General features: G+C 67.4%; 21 protein-coding genes and 1 tRNA gene. 4 read left to right on the top strand and 18 right to left on the bottom strand.

Annotated features, from left to right (window positions below; genetic code table 11):
* The first annotated feature begins 24 nt into the window (after positions 1 to 24).
* Positions 25 to 1,233 (top strand): D-alanyl-D-alanine endopeptidase, encoded by a 1,209-nt coding sequence (gene pbpG, locus AC1DO7_RS10795; protein WP_441616107.1) that lies wholly within the window; start codon positions 25 to 27, stop codon positions 1,231 to 1,233.
* A 121-nt stretch (positions 1,234 to 1,354) separates the two neighbouring features.
* Here the strand turns inward: pbpG and AC1DO7_RS10790 are convergent, their stop codons facing one another.
* From AC1DO7_RS10790 to AC1DO7_RS10780, 3 genes are all read right to left on the bottom strand, one after another.
* A complete protein-coding gene (locus AC1DO7_RS10790) occupies positions 1,355 to 2,767 on the bottom strand; it encodes an FAD-binding oxidoreductase (protein WP_477116085.1) in 1,413 nt (470 codons plus the stop codon).
* Positions 2,768 to 2,796: 29 nt separating this feature from the next.
* A complete protein-coding gene (locus AC1DO7_RS10785) occupies positions 2,797 to 3,525 on the bottom strand; it encodes a FadR/GntR family transcriptional regulator (RefSeq protein ID WP_441616103.1) in 729 nt (242 codons plus the stop codon).
* A 181-nt stretch (positions 3,526 to 3,706) separates the two neighbouring features.
* Entirely contained in the window at positions 3,707 to 4,492 is a 786-nt protein-coding gene (locus AC1DO7_RS10780; protein ID WP_477116084.1) for an IclR family transcriptional regulator, read from the bottom strand.
* Between the two features lie 239 nt (positions 4,493 to 4,731).
* Between AC1DO7_RS10780 and AC1DO7_RS10775 the strand changes: the two genes are divergently transcribed.
* The 3 genes from AC1DO7_RS10775 to AC1DO7_RS10765 all read left to right on the top strand — a co-directional run bounded on the left by AC1DO7_RS10775 (position 4,732) and on the right by AC1DO7_RS10765 (position 7,215).
* The gene (locus AC1DO7_RS10775) at positions 4,732 to 5,457 is read left to right on the top strand and encodes a (Fe-S)-binding protein (RefSeq protein ID WP_441616099.1); all 726 of its coding nucleotides are present in this window, start codon (positions 4,732 to 4,734) and stop codon (positions 5,455 to 5,457) included.
* Between the two features lie 73 nt (positions 5,458 to 5,530).
* On the top strand, positions 5,531 to 6,943 hold the full coding sequence (locus AC1DO7_RS10770; RefSeq protein WP_441616097.1) for a LutB/LldF family L-lactate oxidation iron-sulfur protein: 1,413 nt from the start codon (positions 5,531 to 5,533) through the stop codon (positions 6,941 to 6,943).
* Positions 6,940 to 7,215 carry a hypothetical protein gene (locus AC1DO7_RS10765; RefSeq protein WP_441616095.1) on the top strand — a complete coding sequence of 92 codons (276 nt, stop codon included), beginning with the start codon at positions 6,940 to 6,942 and terminating at the stop codon, positions 7,213 to 7,215. Before AC1DO7_RS10770 ends, AC1DO7_RS10765 begins: the two co-directional genes overlap by 4 nt.
* Positions 7,216 to 7,317: 102 nt before the next feature.
* Here AC1DO7_RS10765 and AC1DO7_RS10760 read toward each other — a convergent pair whose 3' ends face one another.
* The 15 genes from AC1DO7_RS10760 to AC1DO7_RS10690 form a co-directional block, all read right to left on the bottom strand.
* The gene (locus AC1DO7_RS10760; RefSeq protein WP_441616094.1) at positions 7,318 to 8,112 is read right to left on the bottom strand and encodes an ABC transporter ATP-binding protein; all 795 of its coding nucleotides are present in this window, start codon (positions 8,110 to 8,112) and stop codon (positions 7,318 to 7,320) included.
* 1 nt (position 8,113) lies between these two features.
* Complete coding sequence (locus AC1DO7_RS10755; protein WP_477116083.1) at positions 8,114 to 9,007, bottom strand: ABC transporter permease; 894 nt, start codon at positions 9,005 to 9,007, stop codon at positions 8,114 to 8,116.
* A 161-nt stretch (positions 9,008 to 9,168) separates the two neighbouring features.
* Positions 9,169 to 10,140 carry an ABC transporter substrate-binding protein gene (locus AC1DO7_RS10750; RefSeq protein WP_441616090.1) on the bottom strand — a complete coding sequence of 324 codons (972 nt, stop codon included), beginning with the start codon at positions 10,138 to 10,140 and terminating at the stop codon, positions 9,169 to 9,171.
* A 282-nt stretch (positions 10,141 to 10,422) separates the two neighbouring features.
* Positions 10,423 to 11,481 (bottom strand): aldo/keto reductase, encoded by a 1,059-nt coding sequence (locus AC1DO7_RS10745; RefSeq protein ID WP_441616088.1) that lies wholly within the window; start codon positions 11,479 to 11,481, stop codon positions 10,423 to 10,425.
* A 90-nt stretch (positions 11,482 to 11,571) separates the two neighbouring features.
* Positions 11,572 to 12,606: a quinone-dependent dihydroorotate dehydrogenase gene (locus AC1DO7_RS10740; RefSeq protein ID WP_441616086.1), complete on the bottom strand. Its 1,035-nt coding sequence runs from the start codon at positions 12,604 to 12,606 to the stop codon at positions 11,572 to 11,574.
* 107 nt (positions 12,607 to 12,713) lie between these two features.
* Positions 12,714 to 13,556 carry an arginyltransferase gene (locus AC1DO7_RS10735; RefSeq protein ID WP_441616084.1) on the bottom strand — a complete coding sequence of 281 codons (843 nt, stop codon included), beginning with the start codon at positions 13,554 to 13,556 and terminating at the stop codon, positions 12,714 to 12,716.
* 91 nt (positions 13,557 to 13,647) lie between these two features.
* Positions 13,648 to 14,400 carry a leucyl/phenylalanyl-tRNA--protein transferase gene (gene aat / locus AC1DO7_RS10730; RefSeq protein ID WP_441616082.1) on the bottom strand — a complete coding sequence of 251 codons (753 nt, stop codon included), beginning with the start codon at positions 14,398 to 14,400 and terminating at the stop codon, positions 13,648 to 13,650.
* A 58-nt stretch (positions 14,401 to 14,458) separates the two neighbouring features.
* Complete coding sequence (locus AC1DO7_RS10725; protein WP_441616080.1) at positions 14,459 to 15,043, bottom strand: NUDIX hydrolase; 585 nt, start codon at positions 15,041 to 15,043, stop codon at positions 14,459 to 14,461.
* Between the two features lie 193 nt (positions 15,044 to 15,236).
* A tRNA-Met gene (locus AC1DO7_RS10720) sits at positions 15,237 to 15,312 on the bottom strand.
* Positions 15,313 to 15,439: 127 nt separating this feature from the next.
* Positions 15,440 to 16,192 (bottom strand): RES family NAD+ phosphorylase, encoded by a 753-nt coding sequence (locus tag AC1DO7_RS10715; protein ID WP_477116082.1) that lies wholly within the window; start codon positions 16,190 to 16,192, stop codon positions 15,440 to 15,442.
* Positions 16,152 to 16,565, bottom strand: coding sequence for an MbcA/ParS/Xre antitoxin family protein (locus AC1DO7_RS10710; RefSeq protein WP_441616076.1), 414 nt, complete (start codon positions 16,563 to 16,565; stop codon positions 16,152 to 16,154). The genes AC1DO7_RS10715 and AC1DO7_RS10710 overlap by 41 nt, the downstream gene beginning before the upstream one ends.
* 134 nt (positions 16,566 to 16,699) lie before the next feature.
* A complete protein-coding gene (gene boxA / locus AC1DO7_RS10705) occupies positions 16,700 to 17,947 on the bottom strand; it encodes a benzoyl-CoA 2,3-epoxidase subunit BoxA (protein WP_477116081.1) in 1,248 nt (415 codons plus the stop codon).
* 95 nt (positions 17,948 to 18,042) lie between these two features.
* Positions 18,043 to 19,479 (bottom strand): benzoyl-CoA 2,3-epoxidase subunit BoxB, encoded by a 1,437-nt coding sequence (gene boxB / locus AC1DO7_RS10700; protein WP_477116080.1) that lies wholly within the window; start codon positions 19,477 to 19,479, stop codon positions 18,043 to 18,045.
* Positions 19,480 to 19,527: 48 nt separating this feature from the next.
* Positions 19,528 to 21,219, bottom strand: coding sequence for a 2,3-epoxybenzoyl-CoA dihydrolase (gene boxC / locus AC1DO7_RS10695; protein WP_441616070.1), 1,692 nt, complete (start codon positions 21,217 to 21,219; stop codon positions 19,528 to 19,530).
* 113 nt (positions 21,220 to 21,332) lie between these two features.
* A complete protein-coding gene (locus AC1DO7_RS10690; protein WP_441616068.1) occupies positions 21,333 to 22,271 on the bottom strand; it encodes a helix-turn-helix transcriptional regulator in 939 nt (312 codons plus the stop codon).
* Positions 22,272 to 22,283 lie beyond the last annotated feature (12 nt).

Raw genomic sequence — 22,283 nt, 5'->3', positions numbered from 1 at the left:
TCCTAGCTGCGCGCTGAATGAATCATGTTCCGGTCTGATTCCACCCTATTCTCCAGATTCTTCGGCTCTGTCCCTCTGACGACGGTAGCGGCTTCCATGCTGCTGACCGTCTCCATGCTGGCCGCCCCCACGGTCGATGCCGCCACCAAATCGGAAACGGCACAATCCAGCAAAAAGTCGACAAAAGTCTCCAAGTCCGAAAAAAAATCGGCAAATTCCTCTAAATCCAAGCAGGCTGCCAGCACTGCCGAGCGCGTTACCACGCGCAAGGTGGTCGTGCTCAGGAACGGCAAGCGCCATGTGATCGCACAACGCCAGGCGATGCCGGTGCATGCGGCGTTCACGCCGGCCAAGCCGTCGCTCGGCGAGGCGCTCGGCCTGCGCAACACGGAAGATGCGCTGGCGCTGCGTTCCAGCGTGGCGCTGGTGATGGACCAGAGCACCAACGAGGTGCTGTTCCAGAAGAATTCCGCTGCGGTCCTGCCCATCGCCTCCATCACCAAGCTGATGACGGCACTGGTCGTGATGGACTCGCACCTGCCGATGGATGAAGTCCTCACCATCAGCGAAGACGATCGCGACAACGAGAAGCACAGCAGCTCGCGCCTGCGTTTCGGCACGCAGCTCAGCCGCCAGGAACTACTGCTGCTGGCGCTGATGTCTTCCGAGAACCGTGCTGCATCCGTGCTGGGCCGCAGCTACCCGGGCGGCTTGCCGGCCTTCGTGCAGGCGATGAACCGCAAGGCGCGCGAGCTGGGCATGAACGACAGCCACTTCGTCGATTCCAGCGGTCTGTCGAGCAGCAATGTCTCGAGCGCGGTAGACCTGGTGCGCATGGTCAACGCGGCCTACCGCAATCCCACCATCCGCGAGTACTCCACGCAGACCGAGCATGAAGTCAATGTGCTTGGCCGCACCCAGCACTACGTCAGCACCAACCGCCTGGTGCGAGGCGGCAACTGGGAGATCGGCCTGCAGAAGACCGGTTTTATCTCCGAGGCTGGCCAGTGCCTGGTGATGCAGGCGCGCGTGAACGGCCGCAACGTGGTGATGGTGTTCCTCGATTCGGTGGGCAAGCTCTCGCGTTTCGCCGACGCAACCCGCGTGAAGGACTGGCTGGAGCATTCGCCCTCCAGCCCGGCCCGCCCTTTCCCAACCTCGCCCAACCTGACGCAAGGGACGCCCAACAGCCCCCAGGCGGTTCTGGCCGCCCAGCAGCCTCGTGGCATCTGATGGCGGCCCCGGAGTGAGCGGCCAGGCGGCGAGCCTGGCCATCGGTCCGCGCAATTCGAAGAACAAAAAACGCGCCGGTGACGGCGCGTTTTTTGTTGGGTAGCGCACGCGGGCAGGGCGCTCAGAGCAGCTTGCCGGGATTCATGATGCCGGCCGGATCGAGCAACTGCTTGATGCCCTGCATCAGGCGCAGCTCCAGCGGATCCTTGAGGCGCAGGAAATCATCGCGCTTGAGCTGGCCGATGCCGTGCTCGGCGCTGATGCTGCCGCCGTAGCGCGCCACTTCGTCCAGCACCTCGGCGCTCAGCGCCTTGCCGTGCACGGCCGCCCAGTCGCGCTCGGCGCCGGCGGGACGCGACAGGTTGTAGTGGAGGTTGCCGTCGCCGAAGTGGCCGAAGATAAACGGGCGGATGCTGGGGCTGAGCGCCTTCAGGCGCGTCTCCATCGACACCATGAACGCCGGGATCTGTTCGATCGGCAGCGAGACATCGTGCTTCAGGTGCGGGCCGTCGGCACGCTGCGCCTCCGAGATTTCCTCGCGCAGTTTCCACAAGCCTTGCAGCTGCGCGAGCGAGGCCGAAACCGCCGCGTCCAGGCACAGTTCGCGCTCCAGCGCTTCGCCAATCACGCGTTCGAGCAGCGCGYTGAGCGCCTCCTCGTCGGTGGTGTCCGCCAGTTCCACCAGCACGTAGGCCGGATAGCGCTGGCCGAACGGTTCCTGGACGCCTTCGGCATGCCTGAGGACCAGGTCGACGCAATCGCCGGTGAAGAACTCGAACGCCTGCAGGCGCGCGCCGCATTGTTCAAAGAGCAGCTCGAACAGCGCGAGCGACTGCTGCGGCGACGCCACCGCGGCCAGCACCACTGAGCGTGCATCGGTGCGCGGGAACAGTCGCAGCGCGGCGGCCGTGATCACGCCGAGCGTGCCTTCCGAACCAATCAGCAATTGCTTGAGGTCATAGCCGGTGTTGTCCTTGCGCAAGGCGCGCAGCCCATGGAAGATCTCGCCGTTCGGCAGCACGGCTTCCACGCCCAGCACCAGCTCGCGCGTCATGCCGTAGCGCACCACGTTGACGCCGCCGGCGTTGGTCGCGAGGTTGCCGCCGATCTGGCAGGAGTCCTCGGCCGCCAGGCTGAGCGGCAGCAGGCGATGGGCCTCGGCCGCCGCGCGCCGCAGGTTGCCGAGAATGCAGCCGGCTTCGGCCACCATCGTGTTGGCGATGGTGTCGATCGAGCGGATTGCATTCATGCGGTCCAGGCTCAGCACGACGTTGGCGGGGCTGCTGTCCGGCGCGGCGCCTCCGCACAGCCCGGTATTGCCGCCGCGCGGCACCACCGGCACCGCCGCCTGCTGGCACAGTGCCAGGCAGCGCGCCACGTCATCCGCCGAGCGCGGCCGTACCACGGCCTGAGCGTTGCCACGGTAGAGGCCGCGCCAGTCGGCAAGCCAGGGCGCTACCTGGTCAGGCTCGGTGGCGACCACGTCGGGGCCCAGGGCTTCGACCAGGCGGGGCAGGAAAGCGGGATTTTGCATGGTGGTTCAATCCGGTAGGACGGCGCGGCTCAGGCCGCTGGATGGGATGGATTCGGGATGCGCGATGCGATCGGCAGGCCCAGCCGTACGGCCGCGCCTTGCAGGTGCGATACCGCGGCCGCGCACGCGCGCCCGGCGTCGCCTGCGCGGATGGCATGGAAGATGGCCAGGTGTTCCTGGTGGACCTGCTCCGACAAGCCTTCCTGCTGGCGCGTATTGAGCCGCGCCGCGTGCACGGCCTGGTGCAATTGGAGGTTCAGGTATTGCAGCAGCTGCAGGTAGTAGGGATTGTGCGTGGCCGCCGCGATTGCCACATGGAAGGCCGTATCGGCTTCTACGCTGCGGTGCGGGTCGTGCAACTGCGTGGCAAGCTGGTCGAGCAGCGCCTGCATGTGCGTCAAGTCTGCCGCGGTGCGCCGCTGCGCGGCCAGGGCCGCGGCGGCGCTCTCCAGGTCGAGCCGCAGCTCGTAGATGCTGGCAAGCTCGTCGCGGTCCATGCCGATTTCCTGCGGCAGCCGGAAGCCGGCGTTGCCGACACGGGACAACACCGTGCTGCCGAGCCCCTGACGGCTTTCCACCAGTCCCTGCGAGCGCAGGTGCTCCGTGACTTCGCGAATCACGGCGGGGCTGACGCCGTAGCGCTCTGCGAGCTGCTTGCCCGAGGGCAGGCGGGCGCCGACGGGATGGATTCCGTCCGCGATCTCCGCGCGCAATTGCTGGGTGACCTGTTCGGTAAGCGTAATGGCCTTGGTTCGCATGCCCCGCAGCATACGGCTATTCAGGTTATCTGAAAACCACGGGTAAACCCTTTAAAGACGCGAGGCAGTCGCAGACAGCCGGCGAATCCGGTACGCAAGGCGCGCGACGGCGAGCGGGGAAGAAGGCAGGGAAAGGGAGGAAGCGAGGATAGCTTCGGGAGAAAGCTCGCGCCGCCCGGGATCAGGCTGCCACGTCGGTTGCGTAGCCCATGCCGCGCGAGATCTGCAGCGCGGTGTCCTTCAGGTTCTGCAGCCAGCTGTCCTGCAGGCGGTCGGCGGGGGCCGACAGCGACAGGCCGGCGACCAGCCGGCGCGAATCGTCATAGATGCCGGCTGCGATGCAACGCACGCCGAGCTCGAGTTCCTCGTTGTCGCGTGCGTAGCCGTTGGTGCGCACCCAGTTGAGCTCGCGCTCGAGCTTGACCGGGTCGGTGATGGAGGTACGCGTATGGCCGGCCAGGCCAGTACGGGTGGCATAGTTGCGCACCCGGCTAACCTYGTCGGCCGCCAGGAACAGCTTGCCGACCGAAGTCAGGTGCAGCGGCGCGCGTCCGCCAATGGCGCGCACCACCTGCATGCCGGAGCGTTCGCTGTAGGCGCGCTCGATGTACACGATCTCGTCGCCCTGGCGCACCGACAGGTTGACGGTCTGTCCCGTCACGCGATGCAGCGCGCGCATCGGTGCCAGCGCCGCGTCACGTACCGACAGGCGTGCCTTGACCAGGTTGCCAAGTTCCAGCAGCCGCATGCCGAGCCGGTAGCTGCCGGGATCGGAGCGATCGACGAAGCGGCAGGCCACCATATCGTTGAGGATGCGGTGCGCGGTGGAGGGATGCAGGCCAGTGGCCAGCGACAGCTCCTTCAGGCTCACGGGATCGGCATGCTGCGCCAGCGAGTCCAGCAGGGTCATCATGCGCTCGATGACCTGGATGGACGTCTTGCCGGGTTCTTTCTCTGCTTCTGCCATGGGGAAATGTTGCCGTGCGGCAAATTAAGCGGTTGCCTGATTCTATCTCGCATTGTGAAAATTTCAATAGGTGAAATGCGATTGCCGCACGAAACCTCGCATTCCGCGGCCGGCGCGCATCGCCGCAGACGTTTGCGCAAGCTGGCAAATTTACCCGCGTGCCATCCAGCCGAGGGATGCGCCGCGGTGCGCGAAAGCGCATAATTGCGACGTTTCGGGGTCTGGAAAAAAGGGAAACAATGCGAGTTGGCCTGTTCGCCACCTGTCTGGTGGACCTCATGCGTCCGGAGATCGGCTTTTCGGTGCTGAAGCTGCTGGAGAAGGCGGGATACGAAGTGATGGTCCCCGAGGCACAGACCTGCTGCGGGCAGCCTGCCTACAATTCTGGCGAGCGCGCCGTGGCGCGTGACCTGGCGGAGAAATTCCTGCGCGAGTTCGAGATGTTCGACTACGTGGTGATCCCGTCCGGCTCGTGCGGCGGCATGGTGCTGCATCACTATGCCGACCTGCTGCGCGACGACCCGGAGCTCAACGGCCGCTACGAAACCCTGCGCGCCCGCGTGTTCGAGCTGACCGACTTCCTCGTCAACGTCGCCCGGCTGGGCGAGTTCGATTCGAAGTTCGCCGGCCACATCACTTACCACGATTCCTGCTCCGGGCTGCGGGAGCTGGGCGTCAAGAGCCAGCCGCGCGCCTTGCTGGCGCAACTGCCCGGCGTGCAGCTCAGCGAGATGAAGGACTGCGAGGCGTGCTGCGGGTTCGGTGGCACCTTCTCGGTCAAGTACGGCAACATCTCGACCGCCATCGTCGACGAGAAGTGCGCCAATATCAAGGCCAGCGGCGCCGATGCCGTGGTGCTGGGCGACCTGGGCTGCATCCTGAATATCGAAGGCCGCCTGCGCCGCACGGGCGATACGCGTACCCAGGTCCTGCATATCGCGCAGGTGCTGGCCGGCGACGCCTGAGCGCCGCCGCCTGACGACAGACCTCAGACCGACCTCAGACCGACCTCAGACAGACTTCAGCGAGATCCCCGCTATGCAAGTTCGCAGCATGGAATTCAAGGCGCGCGCGGGCCAGAAGCTGGCCGACCAGCGCCTGCAGCAGAACCTCAAGAAGCTCTCCACCAAGTTCGTCACGGCGCGCGCCGACGCGATCCGCGACATCGACTTCGATGCCACGCGCGAAGCGCTCAAGGAGCGCCGCAACCGCGCGCTGGACAACCTCGACGTGTGGCTCGCCACCTTCGAGGAAAACGCCACCCGCCGCGGCGCTACCGTGCTGTTTGCCGAGACCACCGCCGACGCCGCGCGGCTGGTCGCGGAGATCGCGCAGAAGCACGGCGTGAAGAAGGTCATCAAGAGCAAGTCGATGGTGACCGAGGAGATGCGCCTGAACCAGGTGCTCGGCGAGATGGGCGTGCAGAGCATCGAGACCGATCTTGGCGAGTACATCCTGCAGATCAACGATGCCGAGCCGCCCTCGCACATCATTGCGCCGGTGGTGCACAAGGACAAGGAAGAGATCGCCGACCTGTTCGCCCGGGTCCACCACAAGCCACGCCTGACCGATATTCCCGAGATGACGCGAGAGGCGCGCGAAGTGCTGCGCCCGGAATTCCTCTCGGCCGACATGGGCGTGACCGGCGGCAATTTCATCATCGCCGAGACCGGCTCGGTGGCCGTGGTGACCAACGAGGGCAACGAAGGCATGTGCACGGTGATGCCGCGCGTGCACGTGGCCGTGACCGGCATCGAGAAGGTGCTGCCCACGCTGGAAGACCTGGCCACCGTGATGCGCCTGCTGCCGCGCTCGGCCACCGGCCAGGCGATCTCCAACTATTTCTCGCTGCTCACCGGCCCGCGCGCCGAAGGCGAGCGCGACGGCCCGGAGCATATGTACTTCGTGCTGGTCGACGGCGGGCGCAGTGGCCTGATCGGCGGCGAGTTCCAGGAGATGCTGCGCTGCATCCGCTGCGGCGCCTGCATGAACCACTGCCCGGTCTACCAGAAGATCGGCGGGCATGCCTACGGCTGGGTCTACCCCGGGCCGATGGGCAGCGTGCTGACGCCTAGCTATGTCGGGCTGAACAATGCGCTGGACCTTCCGCAGGCGGCTACGCTGTGCGGCGAATGCAACCGCGTTTGCCCGGCCTCGATCCCGCTCTCGGAYCTGCTGCGCAAGCTGCGCGAAAAACAGATGGAGCGCGGCCTGCGGCCCTGGCAGGAGCGGCTCGGCCTGAAGGCCTGGGGCTACGTGGCCAGCCGGCCAGGCCTCTATGCTTTCGCCACCCGCATCGGCGCGCGCTTGCTGGCGCGCATGGGCGGCAGCAACAAGCTGATCGCCAGCCTGCCGATGGCTGGCCGCGGCTGGACCGAAACCCGCGACATGCCGGCCCCCGGCGGCCGCACGTTCCGCGAACTCTACAAGGAAAGGAGGGCGCGCCGATGAGTGCTTCTACAGGAAATTCGACAGCACTGGCGGGCATGCGCGCGGCGCTGGAGCAGCATCTGGGCGGCTCGCTGGGCGCCGACGCACTGGTGCGCGCCTGGCGCGAAGCCGCGCCCGCGCTGACGCTGCCGCCCGTGTTCGGGCAGGCGATGGAAGAACTGCTGCGCAGGCTGGAGATGTCGGCCGTGTTCGCGCAGGACAGCTGCTCATTCTCGAGTTCGGCGGTGACCGACCAGATGAAGCGGTGGCTGGACAAGGCGGCTACCGTCTGAGCATCGGCGTCGCCGACCCTGCCATCGCGCACCGGAAGGGAAAAAGCAAAAGGCCCCCGCCGGGAATGGCGGGGGCCTTTTGCATTCGTGCCGGAGCGGGGATCAGCTCAGCAGCAACGCATCGTCATCGAGCTGCTCATGCCGCGTCTGCTCGAACATGCGCAGCAGATCCGGCACGTCGAGCCCGGCACGCTGTTCGCCGGAGACGTCGAGCACCACTTGTCCCTGGTGCAGCATCACCGTGCGCTGGCCGTAGTCCAGCGCCTGTCGCATGCTGTGCGTGACCATCATGGTGGTGAGCTTGCTCTCTTCCACGATCTTGGCGGTCAGCTCCAGCACGAAGGCGGCGGTCTTGGGATCCAGCGCGGCGGTGTGCTCGTCGAGCAGCAGGATGCGCGAGGGCTGCAACGAGGCCATCAGCAGGCTGACCGCCTGGCGCTGGCCGCCCGAGAGCAGGCCGATACGGTCCGTCAGGCGGTTTTCCAGGCCCAGGTTGAGCAGGCGCAGCTTGTCGCGGAACAGCTCGCGCGAGGGCTTGTTGAGCGCTGCGCGGAAGCCGCGGCGGCTGCCGCGCGCCATGGCCAGCGCCATGTTTTCCTCGATCGTCAGCGCCTCGCAGGTGCCCGCCATCGGGTCCTGGAACACGCGCGCCACCAGGGGAGCGCGGTCCCAGGCCGGCTTGCGGGTGACATCGACGTCATCGATGGTGATGCGCCCCGTGTCCACCATCTGGTCGCCACTGATGGCGTTGAGGAAGGTCGACTTGCCGGCGCCGTTGGAGCCGATCACGGCCACGAACTGGCCGGTCGGGATATCCAGGCTGAGGCCGCGCAGGGCGCGCGTCTCGATCGGGGTGCCGGGATTGAAGGTGAGTTTCAGGTCTTGTGCGCGCAGCATCTCAGGCACCTCCCTTGCGGCCGAACAGCTTCTTGCGGGTGCCCGGCAGCACCAGGGCGCCGGTGACCAGCACGGCGGTGACCAGGTTCAGGTCTTGCGCCTTGAGGCCGATGAACTCGCTGTTGAGCGCGAGCGCGATGAWGAAGCGGTACAGGATGGCGCCCAGCACCACGGCCAGCGTGGTGTACACCAGCCGGCGCGCCGGCAGGATGCTTTCGCCGATGATCACCGCGGCCAGGCCGATCACGATAGTGCCTATGCCCATGGAGATGTCGGAGCCGCCCTGGGTCTGCGCGAACAGCGCGCCCGCCAGTGCCACCAGGCCGTTGGACAGCGCCATGCCGGCCAGCGTGGCGCGGCCGGTGGCGATGCCCTGGGAGCGCGCCATGCGCGGGTTGGCGCCGGTGGCGCGCATGGCCAGGCCGAGCTGCGAGGAGAAGAACCAGTCGAGGCCGAGCTTGGCCACGATCACCACGACCAGCAGCAGTGCGGGGCGCAACATGTAATCCGGCAGCCAGTCAGGCTGCAGGATGGTGAAGATGGTGGATTCGGTGATCAGCGGCACATTGGGCTTGCCCATGATGCGCAGGTTGACCGAGTACAGCGCGATCATCATCAGGATACTGGCCAGCAGGTCCATGATCTTGAGGCGCACATTGAGCCAGCCGGTGACGAAGCCGGCAAAGGCGCCCGCCACGATCGCCAGCGCGGTGGCCACGAAGGGATCCTGGCCCGCGGCAATCAGCGTGGCCGCCACGGCGCCGCCCAGCGGGAAGCTGCCGTCGACGGTCAGGTCGGGAAAGTTGAGGATGCGGAAGGAAATCAGCACCCCCAGGGCGACGAGGCTGAAGATCAGGCCGATCTCCAGTGCACCCAGGATGGAAAAGAGGGACATGGGGAAATCCAGTTGCTGTTTCCGGCACGGGGGGCCGGATCTGAAACGCCTGGCGCGCCGCCCGGATCAGGCGGCGCGCCACGGGCGTTCCGGGGCGGGCCCGGGTAAGGCCGGCGGCGGGGCCAACCGCGCGCCAGGGCGCGCGGGGTCAGCGTGCCGTATTACTTGATGACGGTCTTCGCTTCCTTGATCAGCTCGGGCGACAGCGTCACGCCTTGCTTTTCGGCCGCGCCGGTGTTCACGAACAGTTCGAGCTTGTCGCTGGTCTCGGAGGCGATCGCGCCGGGCTTCTCGCCCTTCAGGATGCGCACCACCACCTTGCCGGTCTGGTGGCCGAGGTCGCCGTAGTTGATGCCCAGGGCCGCGATGGCGCCGCGCTTCACGCTGTCGGTGTCAGCCGCCACCAGCGGGATCTTCGATTCGTTGGCGACCTTGACCAGGGCTTCGTACGCCGACACCACATTGTTGTCGGTGTTGGTGTAGATCACGTCGACCTTGCCGATCAGGCTCTTGGCGGCGGCGCCGATGTCAACCGTGCGCGGTGCGGCGGCTTCCTTGAGCGCCAGGCCGTCCTTGGCCAGCAAGGCCTTCAGTTCCTTGACCACCACCACCGAGTTGGCTTCGCCCGGGTTGTAGACCATGCCCACGGTCTTGACCTTGGGCACCACGCGCTTGATCAGCGCAACCTGGCGGTCCAGCGGCAGCTTGTCCGACACGCCGGTCACGTTGGTGCCCGAAGCGCCCCAGCCCTTCACCAGCTGGGCAGCGACCGGATCGGTCACGCCGGAATACACCACCGGCACCGACTTGGTGGCGGCAACCACGGACTGGGCCGACGGCGTCGCGATGGCAACGATCACGCTGGGCTGGTCGCCGACGAACTTGCGGGCGATCTGGGCGGCGGTGCCGGTGTTGCCCTGCGCGCTCTGGTATTCCCACTTCAGGTTCTTGTCGGCGTCGTAGCCGGCGGTCTTCAGTTCGTCGCGCACGCCATCACGGATGGCGTCGAGCGCGGGGTGGTCGACGATCGAAAGCACCTTGACGGTCTGGGCCTGCACGGCGCCGCCGTACAGCAGCGCGAGGGCGACGGCGCTGCCCAGGATGGTCTTGGTCGATGTCTTCAGGCACTTCATGGTCTTGTTCTCCCCCGGATATGGGTTCTGGGTGGTAAGCCGCTGTTCGTTGTTGCCGATCAGGCTCGGTCCGCCGTCCTGACTGGCCGCCGACCGGATCCGGTCGGCACGGGCCAGCCGCTCCGTGGCGTGGCGAGCCGCCTGGCGGCGGGCAGGCGCCTCGCTGCGGCGCCACGGTTGCGACGGCGATAAGCCTGCGAGGATACCATTTTCGCCGCGCGATTTGCCCGGTTTGCCCCGTTCTAGTGCGTCGGTGGGGAGCAAGCCGGGCGCGGCAGGGGCTTACTGGGCAGGGTTGTGGATCGCGGCGTGGATGCGCTCGATACCCGCGGCGATGTCTGCCGAAAGCGGCACCTGCCAGGCATCGATGTTCTCGCGCAGTTGTTCCACCGAAGTGGCGCCGACGATCGTGCTCGCCGCGAACCAGCGCGAGTAGGTCCAGGCCAGCGCCAGCGTGGCCGGCGAGATGCCGTGTTCGCGCGCCAGCTTCACGTAGCGGGCCGAGGCGGCCAGGCTGTCCGGGCGCAGGTAGCGCGGGCTCCACTCGGGCGGGAAGCGCGTCAGGCGTCCCTGGGCCTGCGTGTCGAACACCGGCTGCTCGGGCGTGCCGCCGATGTATTTGCCGGTCAGCTGGCCGAAGGCCAGCGGGCTGTACACCAGCAGGCTCACGTCGGTGCGGAAGCAGGCCTCGTCCGTGCCTTGCTCGAAGCTGCGATTGAGCAGGTTGTACGGATTCTGGACGGTGGCGATGCGCGGCAGGCCGTGCAGCTCGGCCTGCTTGACGAACTCCGCCACGCCCCACGGCGTCTCGTTGGACACCCCCACGTAGCGGATCTTGCCGGCGCGCACCAGCTCGCCCATGGCTTCGAGCTGGGCCTGGACCGACGCGCATTCGCGCTCCTTGGCCGGGTCGAACTGCTTTTGCCCGAAGATCGGCGCGTTGCGGGCCGGCCAGTGGATCTGGTAGAGATCGATGTAGTCGGTCTGCAGGCGCGCCAGCGAGGCGTCCACGGCGGCGCGGATGCTCTCCGGCGTCAGGTCGCCGCCATTGCGGATCCACGGCATGCGCGCCGGGCCGGCGACCTTGGTGGCCAGCACGATGCGGTCGCGCTGCTGGCGCTTGAGCCAGCTTCCGACGATGCGCTCGGTGCTGCCGTAGGTCTCGGCGCGCGGCTTGACCGGGTACATCTCGGCGGTATCGATGAAGTTGATGCCGCGCGACACGGCGTAATCGAGCTGGTCGTGGCCTTCGGCTTCGGTGTTCTGCTCGCCGAAGGTCATGGTGCCGAGGCAGATGCGCGAGACCTGCAGGTCACTGCGGCCCAGACGGATGGTTTCCATGGCGTTCCTTGTCACGCTGAGGGTGGGGTGGACGAGTGCGAGGCGCAGACGATACGGCTACGGCAGTATGCCGGCGTGCGGCCGTGCGCGTCAGGCGCGCAGCGCGTCCGCGCATTCCTTGACCAGTGCCGGCCCGCGGTAGATCAGTCCGCTGTACACCTGCACCAGTTGCGCGCCGGCGGCGATCTTGGCGCGTGCGTCGGCGCCGCTGAAGATGCCGCCCACGCCCACGATGGGTACCGCGTCGCCGACCACCGCGCGCAGGCCTTCCACCACGCGCGTGGAAGCCGCGAACACCGGCCGGCCGGACAGGCCGCCGGCTTCCTCGCCGTGCGGCATGCCCTTGACCGCGTCGCGCGCGATGGTGGTGTTGGTGGCGATCACGCCGTCGATGCGGTGGCGGACCAGGGCGTCGCCGATATTGCCGATCTGGTCGGCATCGAGATCGGGGGCGATCTTGAGCGCCAGCGGCACATAGCGCTTGTGCTGGTCGGCCAGGCGCTGCTGCGCGTCCTTGAGCGTGGAGAGCAGGCTGTCCAGCTCGCTCGCGCCCTGCAGCTGGCGCAGGTTCTTGGTATTGGGCGAGGAGATGTTGACCGTGACGTAGCTGGCGTGCGGATAGACGCGCTCCAGGCAGTGCAGGTAGTCGTCCACCGCACGCTCGATCGGGGTGTCGGCGTTCTTGCCGATGTTCAGGCCCAGCACACCGCCCCTGGCTTTCCATTCGGACGCATTGACGTTGGCGATGAAGGCGTCCACGCCGCCGTTGTTGAAGCCCATGCGGTTGATCAGCGCATCGGCCTGCGGCAGGCGGAACATGCGCGGGCGCGGATTGCCGGCCTGCGCGCGCGGCGTCACGGTGCCCACCTCGATAAAGCCGAAGCCGAAGGCGGACAGCCCGTCGATATAGGCGCCATCCTTGTCCAGCCCGGCGGCCAGGCCGACAGGGTTGGGGAAGCGCACGCCCATCACGGTGCGCGGGTCGTCGGCGATGGTGTTGCCGAGGCAGCCCGCCAGCCCCAGGCGTTTGGCGCGCCGCAGGTTGTTCAGGGTGAAGTGGTGGGCATCCTCCGCATCCATCGAAAACAGGGCGGGGCGAAACAGGGGGTAGAGCGCGTTCAGCACGGGGAGTCAGCTTGGAAGTCGGGACCAGGCCGGCATTGTAACGGTTGAGCCGCCACCAGGCCTGCCGGGCCTGCCGGGTTTGCACAACGCCGCAGGCCGGCGCCTGGCTACCGGCCGGGCAGGTTCTCGCTTGCGCCGTCCTCGTCGCCGGGCTGCGACGGGATCACGGGTGCCGCCGTCGGCGAGCCCGGTGGCGCAGGGACGGGCGGCGCGTCGAACGAGCGCCACTGGTTGCCGGTCAGCACCTGGAGCGGCTGGTAGCGCGCCTTGTAGGCCATCTTGCGGCTGTCGGCGATCCAGTAGCCAAGGTAGAGATGGGGCAGGGCGAGTTCCCGCGCCTGCCGGATCTGCCACAGGATGTTGTAGGTGCCATAGCTGGCGCCCGTCTCCAGCGGATCGTAGAAGGTGTAGACCGAAGACAGTCCGTCGTCGAGCACGTCGATCATGCTGACCATGCGCAGGCGCCCGGCCTGCGGCGAGCCCGGCGGCTCGCGGAACTCCACCAGGCGGGAGTTGACGCGGCTTTGCAGCAGGAACTGCTCGTACTGGTCGCGGCTGTCCTGGTCCATGCCGCCGCCGGCGTGGCGCATCGACTGGTACAGCAGATATAGCGCGTAGTGCTCTTCGACGTAGGTCAGCGGCGCCACCAGCGCCTGCAGGTCCTGGTGCTGCCGCCAGGCGCGGCGCTGGCTGCGGTCCGGCTGGAAGCGGTCCACCAGCACGCGGCAGGGCGTGCAGGCGTGGCATTCGTCGCAGTAGGGCCGGTAGGTGAAGATGCCGCTGCGGCGAAAGCCGGCACGCACCAGCCGCGAATAGACGTCGGCATTGATCAGGTGGGCCGGGGTGGCTACCTGCGAGCGCGCCATGCGCCCGTCGAGATAGCTGCAAGCGTAGGGCGCAGTGGCGTAGAACTGCAGCGCGGAAAGGGGTAGTTCCTTTAGCTTGCTCATGTGTCTGCAACGGCCAGAGGTGAAACGGCAAGGCGGGGAAGCCGTCCGCGCCGCGCCCGCCGGGCTTGCGGCCAAGGCGCCGGGCGACCCGCTAGGCCTGGGCCGGATCCGCAGCCTGAGTCCAATGCTGCAGCACCGTCTTGTCGAAGCGCCACGGCACGATTTCCGGCTGGCGGGTGGCGATGCGCACATGCGCCGCGAACTCCGCGCGGGGAATCGGGCTGGCGCCGAGCGAGGCCAGGTGGTCGGTTTCCTGCTGGCAGTCTATCATCGCCACGCCGTGCATGCCGAGGAACGCGCATAAGGCGGCCAGTGCGATCTTGGACGCATCGGTGCGCCGCGCAAACATCGATTCACCGTAGAACATGCGCCCCAGCGCCACGCCGTACAGGCCGCCCACGCGCTCGCCGCGGTACCAGCTTTCCACGCAGTGGGCCAGGCCGTTGCGATGCAGTGCACCATAGGCGGCGATGATGTCTTCGGTGATCCAAGTGCCGTGCTGTCCGTCGCGGGGCGTGAGGGCGCAGGCCTGCATTACCTCGACGAAATCGACGTCGATGCGGATTTCCCAGTCCGGGTCGCGCAGCACGCGCTTGAGGGTCTTGCGGAAGGTGGCGGAGACGCGCAGCGCCTGCGGCGCCAGCACCATGCGGGGGTCCGTGCTCCACCACAGCACCGGCTGGCCCTCGGCGTACCAGGGGAAGATGCCTTGCCGGTAAGCCAGCAGCAGGCGCTGGGCCGACAGTTCGCGGCTGGCCGCGAGCAAGCCGGGCGCGTCCGTGCCCGGGCCGAGCGCACGCTCGACCGGCGGAAACGGATCATGCGGATCCAGCCAGGTGATCATGCAGGATTGACGGGCTTGCGGGCAGCGGGGGTTTGCCTCGGGATGGATGGACCAGGAATCAGGGCTCGACCGTGGCGCGGCTGGTAAGCGGGCGCATCGGCTTGTCGATATCCAGGCTGTGCAGGCGGAAGCTGCCGTCGGCCAGCCGGCCCGCGGCACGGTCGGCGAAGAAGCATCGCAGCGAGTGGATCACGGTGGGGAAGGCCAGTTCGTCCCACGGAACGTCCGCCTCTTCCACCAGCTTCACTTCCAGGCTTTCCTCGCCCGCGCTGATATCGAGATCCTCCAGCGTGGCCAGGTAGAACATGTGCACCTGATGGACATGCGGCACATTCAGGATCGAAAACAGTTCGCCGACCTGTACGCGCGCGCCGGCTTCCTCCAGTGTCTCGCGCGCGGCGCCCTGCGCGGTGGTCTCGCCGATTTCCATGAAGCCGGCCGGCAGCGTCCAGAAGCCATAGCGGGGTTCGATCGCGCGCTTGCACAGAAGGACCTTGTCCTCCCACACGGGAATGGTGCCGACCACATTGCGCGGGTTGACGTAATGGATGGTGCCGCAGCTCTCGCACAGGTGGCGCGGGCGCGAGTCGCCTTCGGGGATGCGCAGCACGACCGCATGGCCGCAGTTCGAGCAGAATTTCATGAGGGGCGTCCGGGAGGAATGGCGAAAGTGTATCACCGCCGACGGACGCTGCCGGGCGGTGGGATGCGCTGGGGCAGGGGGGATTCGGGAATGTCCGGATGCCGATGTAGATCGTCCGGCGCACAAAACAAAAAACGCCCGTGATGGGCGTTGTCTTGTGTCTCGACGACCGTTGCATCGAACTGCACGGCGTTGGTTGCGGGGGCAGGACTTGAACCTGCGACCTTCGGGTTATGAGCCCGACGAGCTGCCAACTGCTCCACCCCGCGTCCGTCGAAGAAAAAGATTATATGGTAATTCCTTTTGCATTGCAACACCCCAGTCACAATTTGGTGTCGGGGGGCGCAGCGGGAACGCCATGCAGGTTGGACTGCATGGCGCGGCGCGGCGCGGCGTTCACTCGCGCCGGGGCGCTGTCGCGGCCGGCAGCCAGGAGTCGGCGGGGAACTGGAAACTGTCGCGCTGCAACAGGTCGTCGCGCTGCCAGATGACGCGGTCGGGCCGCACGGTCAGCATCCAGGTGGTCGTCACGAGCGGGTGTGGTTCGGCAAAGGCGCGTGGCGTCAGGAGTGCCGCGCAGGGGCCGTGGCCGGGATCGCGCACCGAGGTATAGCGGATCATGCCGAGGCCGGCCTCGCGCGCTGAACGTGCCAGCGCATGGCAGGCATCGTAGTTGTCGGGGTCGGTCCATCTGGCCGCGTCTTCCGCGAACGGGGGCGCATCGAGTGCGATGCCGTCGGTGCGCACGCTGACCTGGAACAACGTGTGCGGACGCGCGTCGATGCGCGGCAGCGCGGGGCTGTCGCGCAGGAAGCGCCAGCGCCAGTAGCCAAGCTCGGCGCAGGCGGTGCGGATCTGCTCCGCGCCATAGAACACGCCCGGATCCTGCTCTCCACGAAAACGCGAGCCCCAGAGCGAAGGCGGGTAGCGGAACGGCGTGAACAGGAGATAGTGGAGGTGGCGCGCCTCGGCCGGCACGGCGGGCTTGCCGGCATCGAGCACGGCCTCCAGCACGGCCTGTTCTTCCAGGCTGTCGACCAGCGGCATGGTCGAGACCACGTGCTGCGCCTCCACCGCGCGCCAGAGCGTCAGCRCGAACGGCCGGCGCTCAGACGCGACCGCGGGTTGCATCCAGATAGTGGACGACACGTACCAGGCCCTCGGTAGTGCGGATCAGATCGCTCGGCTTGCCGCCGAGAGCCAGGTTTTCGTTGGCCAGCCAGAGGCGGGCCTGGTCGCTGTGGCCCAGGATGGCGTCGAGCGAGCGGAACAGGCGCACGAACAGCACGCCGAACTCCCACTCCTTGCGGTGCGAATCGAGCACGTAGCCGCCCGAAGCCATGCGCGACACCGATGCCGTGCTGATGCCCAGCACGCTGGCCACGCCTGCCTGGCTGATGCCCAGGAAGCCGGCCGCGCGCATGACGGCCTTGGTCAGGGTGGTGCCGGGATCCGGACTGGCTGCTGAGCCACGGTCAGGAATACGCTCGGATACATGGTCGGAAACTTGCCTGGTTTGCATCGCCTCGCTCCTGTTTCTTGAGAAACATTATAGGCGCCACGTTTCGCAAGGGAAGCACTAAACAACACCTTGCGGATAATCTCCCGGGAAGTCCCGGCGTGGTCCCTGCGTCTCTTGCGTACCCTGTCATTCGCTCAATAGGTCTCGATATGCAGGCGGCCCTCCGCCTTCATGGCCGCCTCCAGCTCCGGCCAGGGCAGGCCGGTGGCGGCGCAGGCGTGCGCGAACGCGTTCAGCACGCCTTCCTCCATGCCCTTGAGCCCGCAGATGTAGACATGGCCGTGCGGGTCGTTGAGCAACTCGCACACGCGCGCGCTGGCCTCGCGGATGGCGTCCTGCACATAGCGGCGGGGCTGGCCGGGATCGCGCGAAAAGGCGAAATGGATATCGAGAAAGCTCGGCGGCAACTTCATCAGCGGGCCGAAGTACGGCAATTCGCGCGCATTGCGCGCGCCGAAGAACAGCATGCGCTGGCCGGCGAAATGGTCCAGGTTGCGGCGCATCCGCTCGGTCATGGCGCGCATCGGGGCCGAGCCGGTGCCGGTGCAGATCATCATCACGCTGGCTTCGCGGTGGTTCGGCATCAGGAAGGTGCTGCCGAACGGGCCCACCACGCGCACTTCGTCGCCACGCGCCAGGTCGCACAGGAAGTTTGACGCCACGCCGGCTACCGGACGCCCTTCGTGATCCTGCAGCACGCGCTTCACGGTGAGCGCCAGGTTGTTGTAGCCGGGCCGCTCGCCGTCGCGGGGGCTGGCGATGGAATACATGCGGATGTAGTGCGGCTTGCCGGACGCATCGGTGCCGGGCGGCACGATGCCGATGGCCTGGCCTTCGAGCACGGGGAAAAAGTGCTGCCCGAAATCCAGCACGATGTGGTGGACGTCGCTGGAAGCGTCCTCGGCGGTCAGGCGGTAATTGCCGGCCACGACAGCCGCGACCGGCGCGCGCACGCCGTGCAGGTTCACATAGGGATGCGCGGCCGACCACGGCGCCCTCGGCGAGGCGTGGCGGCTGGTCTCTACCTGCTGCGCCAGCGCCTCCGGTGGCGCCACCGGCACGCCATCTGGCGCGGGCCCGTCCGGCTCCGCGGGGGCGCCCAGGTCCGCCGGCAACGGGACGCTTGCCGGCAGTTCATCCCACAGCAGCTGGGCTTCGAYGGGATAGGCGTCACGCTTGGGCAGCAAACGCCAGTTGTCGATGGCGCCGGTCGGGCAGGGCGGCAGGCAGGCGCCGCAGCCGTTGCATACGTCGGCCCTGACCACGTAGTTGCGGTCGTCGTGGGTGATCGCGTCGATCGGGCAGGTGTCTTCGCAGGTATTGCAGCGTATGCAGATCTCGGGGTCGATCAGGTGCTGCTTGATGATGTCGGGGGCGCCCATCTCTTGTCTCTCTCGGTTTGGCGGCGGCGGCCGGTCTGCTGCCGCCGCTGCACCGCCCGTTTCCTGTACCGCCGGCCGGGTCGTCGCCCGGTCCGTCAGTTGAAGCGCACGTACTCGAAGTCCGCCGGCTGGCGGTTGACGCCCACCATCGGCGGCGCGATCCAGTTGGCGTACCTGCCGGGCTCGGTCACGCGCCCCATCAGCGAGGCCACGAAGGCGCGGTCTTCTTCCGTGGCCAGCCATTCACGCTCGCGGGCCTGCCATTGCGCCTCGGTCAGCAGTTCGCCGGACGGCGACACATGGACATTGGCGAAGCTGCCGATCTTGCGGTTGAAGGCCTTGTGCGGCACGGTCAGGCGGAAATCGATGCCGTGCTTCTCGATCACCTTGTTCCAGCGCGMSAYGCCRCCCACGGAATCCTTGATGTAGTCATCGCGCAGCACTTCGTTGAGTGCGTTGAGCATGGGCACCTCGCGCTCGCCCAGGCGGCCGTCCCTGACGTCGAGGATGCGGTAGACATCGTTCTTCAGCACATGGTCGTCGTCGCGCTTGCCCTCCTCGAAGCGGCCCTTGAGCCCGGCGCTGTAGAAGGTGGCGGCGTTGGACGACTGGTCCGCGCCGAACAGGTCGATCGTCACGCTGTAGTGGAAGTTGAGGTAGCGCTGGATGGTCTGCAGGTCGATCACGCCGGCGGCGCGCACGTCGGCCGGATCGCGGATATCGCGCTCGCGCATGACTTCGCAGGTGCGCTGGATCACGCGCGAGACACCCGATTCGCCCACGAACATATGGTGGGCCTCCTCGGTCAGCATGAAGCGCGTGGTGCGCGCCAGCGGGTCGAAGCTCGACTCGGCCAGCGCGCATAGCTGGAACTTGCCGTCGCGGTCGGTGAAGTACGTGAACATGAAGAAGGCCAGCCAGTCGGGGGTGCGCTCGTTGAAGGCGCCCAGGATGCGCGGGTTGTCTTCGTCGCCGGAGCGGCGGCCCAGCAGGGCCTCGGCTTCTTCGCGGCCATCGCGGCCGAAATGGCGGTGCAGCAGGTAAACCATGGCCCACAGGTGGCGCCCTTCCTCCACATTGACCTGGAACAGGTTGCGCAGGTCGTAGAGCGAAGGGCAGGTCATGCCGAGGTGACGCTGCTGCTCCACCGAGGCCGGCTCGGTATCGCCCTGGGTGACGATGATGCGGCGCAGGTTGGCGCGGTGCTCGCCCGGGACTTCCTGCCAGGCCGCCTCGCCCTTGTGCTCGCCGAAATGGATGCGGCGCCCCGGGTCCGCAGGCTGCAGGAAGATGCCCCAGCGGTAGTCCGGCATCTTGACGTGCTCGAAATGCGCCCAGCCCGCAGGATCCACCGATACGGCCGTGCGCAGGTAGACGTCGTGCTGATGCGAGCCTTCCGGCCCCATGTCGCGCCACCAGTCGAGAAAGGCCGGTTGCCAGTGTTCGAGTGCGCGCTGCAGGGCGCGGTCGTCGGACAGGTTGACGTTGTTGGGGATCTTCTGGCTGTAGTCGATGCTCACGGGGGTCTCCATGTCTGCGCCGGCTTCTTGTGCGAGCCGGCTTGTAATGTCTGTGCGGGCCTACACGCGCTCGCGGTCGAAGCGGGCCTTGTTGCCGGTGCCGAATACCTTGAGGGCGCCTTGCTCGCCGACCGCGTTGGGGCGGTTGAAGATCCAGTTCTGCCATGCCGTCAGGCGGCCAAAGACGCGGGTCGCCATGGTTTCCACCGGGCCGAAGCGCAGGTTGGCCTCGAGCCCGGTCAGCGCATCGGGCGACAGGCTTGCGCGTTCCTCGATGGCGATGCGGATCTCGTCTTCCCAGTCGATGTCGTCCGGGGTGGCGGTGACCAGCCCGAGCGAGGCCGCGCTGAGCGCGTCGAGCGGCGCGCCGGCATGGCTGCGCACGGCTTCGATGGCGGCTTCGTCCTGGTAGAAGCGCGCGGCCAGGCGCGTGAGGCCGTTGGGCATCGGATAGCTGCCGAAGTTGGCGGCGCTGGCAAACAGGCGCGGCGCGTCGTCGGGCGCGTCGGGCAAATGCAGCATGTAGCTGCGATCGGCGGCCAGCGCCAGCTCCAGCAATGTGCCGGCAAAGCAGGAATCCGGCTCGATCAGGGCGAACAGGCTGCGCGAGGTGACGTCCAGGCGCGCCAGCGTGCGTCGCAGCATGCCGATGGTCTCGCGCACGAACCAGTGCCCGGCATGCGCCGCCAGCAGGGCGTCGCTGGCCAGCACCTGGCGCGGGTCGCCTTCGGTCTTGAGGATCCAGATGCCAAGGTCCAGGTGGTTGGCGCGCAGCGTGAGGATGGCGTCGTCCAGTTCGCGCGCCATCTTCAGCGGCCACCAGTCGGCCCCCGCGGCGACGATGGCTTCGATCGTCTGCGGCTGGTGTTTGCCGGGCCCGGCCACGGTCAGCGTCACCTTGCGGGCGGCGGGGTCCAGGTGGACCTGCACGGTGTCGTAGCGATAGCCGTGGGCATCCTGGCTGCGCGAGAGCGGCGTGAGCCGCACGCCGCGCTGGTTCGCGGGCCGGTCGCTGCCGGCGGCGAGCGCCAGGGCGCGCTGCTGCACGTATTCGGCGAAGCGGGCCGGCTTGACCACTTCATCGACCAGCTTCCAGTCGCGCGCGCGTTGCCCGCGCACCCCTTCGGTGGTGGTGCAGAAGATGTCGGCATGATCGCGCCGCACCCGGCGCTTGTCGGTGACGCGCGTCAGGCCGCCGGTACCGGGCAGCACGCCCAGCAGCGGCACCTCCGGCAGGCTGACGGCCGAGGCACGGTCGTCCACCAGCACGATCTCGTCGCAGGCCAGCGCCAGCTCGTAGCCGCCGCCCGCGGTGGTGCCATTGCAGGCGGCGATGAACTTCAGGCCGGAGTGGCGGCTGGCGTCCTCGATGCCGTTGCGGGTCTCGTTGGTGAACTTGCAGAAATTCACCTTCCACGCATGGGACGACTTGCCGAGCATGAAGATATTGGCGCCGGAGCAGAAGATGCGGTCCTTCGCGCTGGTGAGCACCACCGTGCGCACCTCGGGGTGTTCGAAGCGGATGCGCTGCAGGGCATCGTGCAGTTCGATGTCGACGCCGAGGTCGTAGGAATTCAGCTTTAAGGCGTAGCCGGGGCGCAGCCCGGCGTTCTCGTCCACGTCCATGGCGAGCGTGGCGACCGGGCCGTCGAAGGTCAGTTTCCAGTGGCGATACTGGGCCGGGTCGCGTTCGAACGTGACCGGTGTTGCCTGGTCACCGGATGGGGATGCGGACGCAGCGGTGTCGGACATCGTGGTCTCCTGTATGCATTATATTTTTGATCACCTTGTGCGATGAAATATAGTGCATTGAGACGCACGGCGCAATCCCGGGTCAGCCTTAGGCCGGCCGCGCACGCGCATGCTCAGGCGCCGATCAGCCGGAGTTGCGCGCGCAGCGTTTGCAGGGACGCGGCCGGATCCTGGCCGCTGGTGTCGATCGTCAGGTCGGCGCGGGAATAGAGTGGCGTGCGGGCCTGCAGGATGCGGCGCAGGTCGGCCATGGCTTCGCGGTTGCCTTCCATCGGCCGCATATCGCCCTGCGCCACCACGCGCGCCATGTGTTCCTCGGCCGAGGTTCTTACCCACACGGTGTAGCAGCGCGCCAGCAGCAGGTTGAACGTCGACGGCTCGGAGACCAGGCTGCCAGGCGTGGCGAGCACCATGCGGTCGTTGTCGCGCAGCACGCGTTCCAGCGCGCGCATTTCATAGCGGCGGTACGCGGCCTGGCCATAGAGCGAGTGGATTTCCGCCAGGCTGGCGCCGGCTTCCTGTTCGATGGCGCCGTTGAGTTCCACGAAGGGCACTTCCATGGCCTCGGCCAGGGCGCGTCCCAGCGTGGATTTGCCCGCGCCGCGCAGGCCGATCAGGGTGATGCGGCGGTGGCGCGCATCGTGCGATTCGGATGGCGCCAGCGCGTGGCGGCAGGCTTCGCGCACGCGCGCCAGGTCGCCCGCGGGCAGTTGCGCCAGCCATTGCACCATCTGCGCGAACTCGGCGGCCGGCTGGCCGTCCTGTGCATGGCGGTTGTCGATCTCGGCCAGCACCACCGGCAGCGGCACGTCGAGCGCGCGCGCGACCTGGCGCAGGAGCAGCACAGACGCGTTGCCGGTGCCGGTTTCCAGGTTCGCCAGGTAGCGCTCCGACACCTCGGCGCCGCGCGCCAGGTCCTTGCGCGACATGCCGCGCGCAGCGCGCAGCGAGCGGATGCGCTCGCCCAGCTGGGTCAGGTAGGGGTCGCGCTCGCCGGGGTGGCGGGCGCCGGCGGGGTCGGGGGCCAGCAGGGGGTCAGGATCGCGGCGCATGGCGGGGCGGCA

The organism is Cupriavidus sp. 05N40, assembly GCF_056397305.1.
This window is presented reverse-complemented; position numbering and strand designations above follow the sequence as displayed.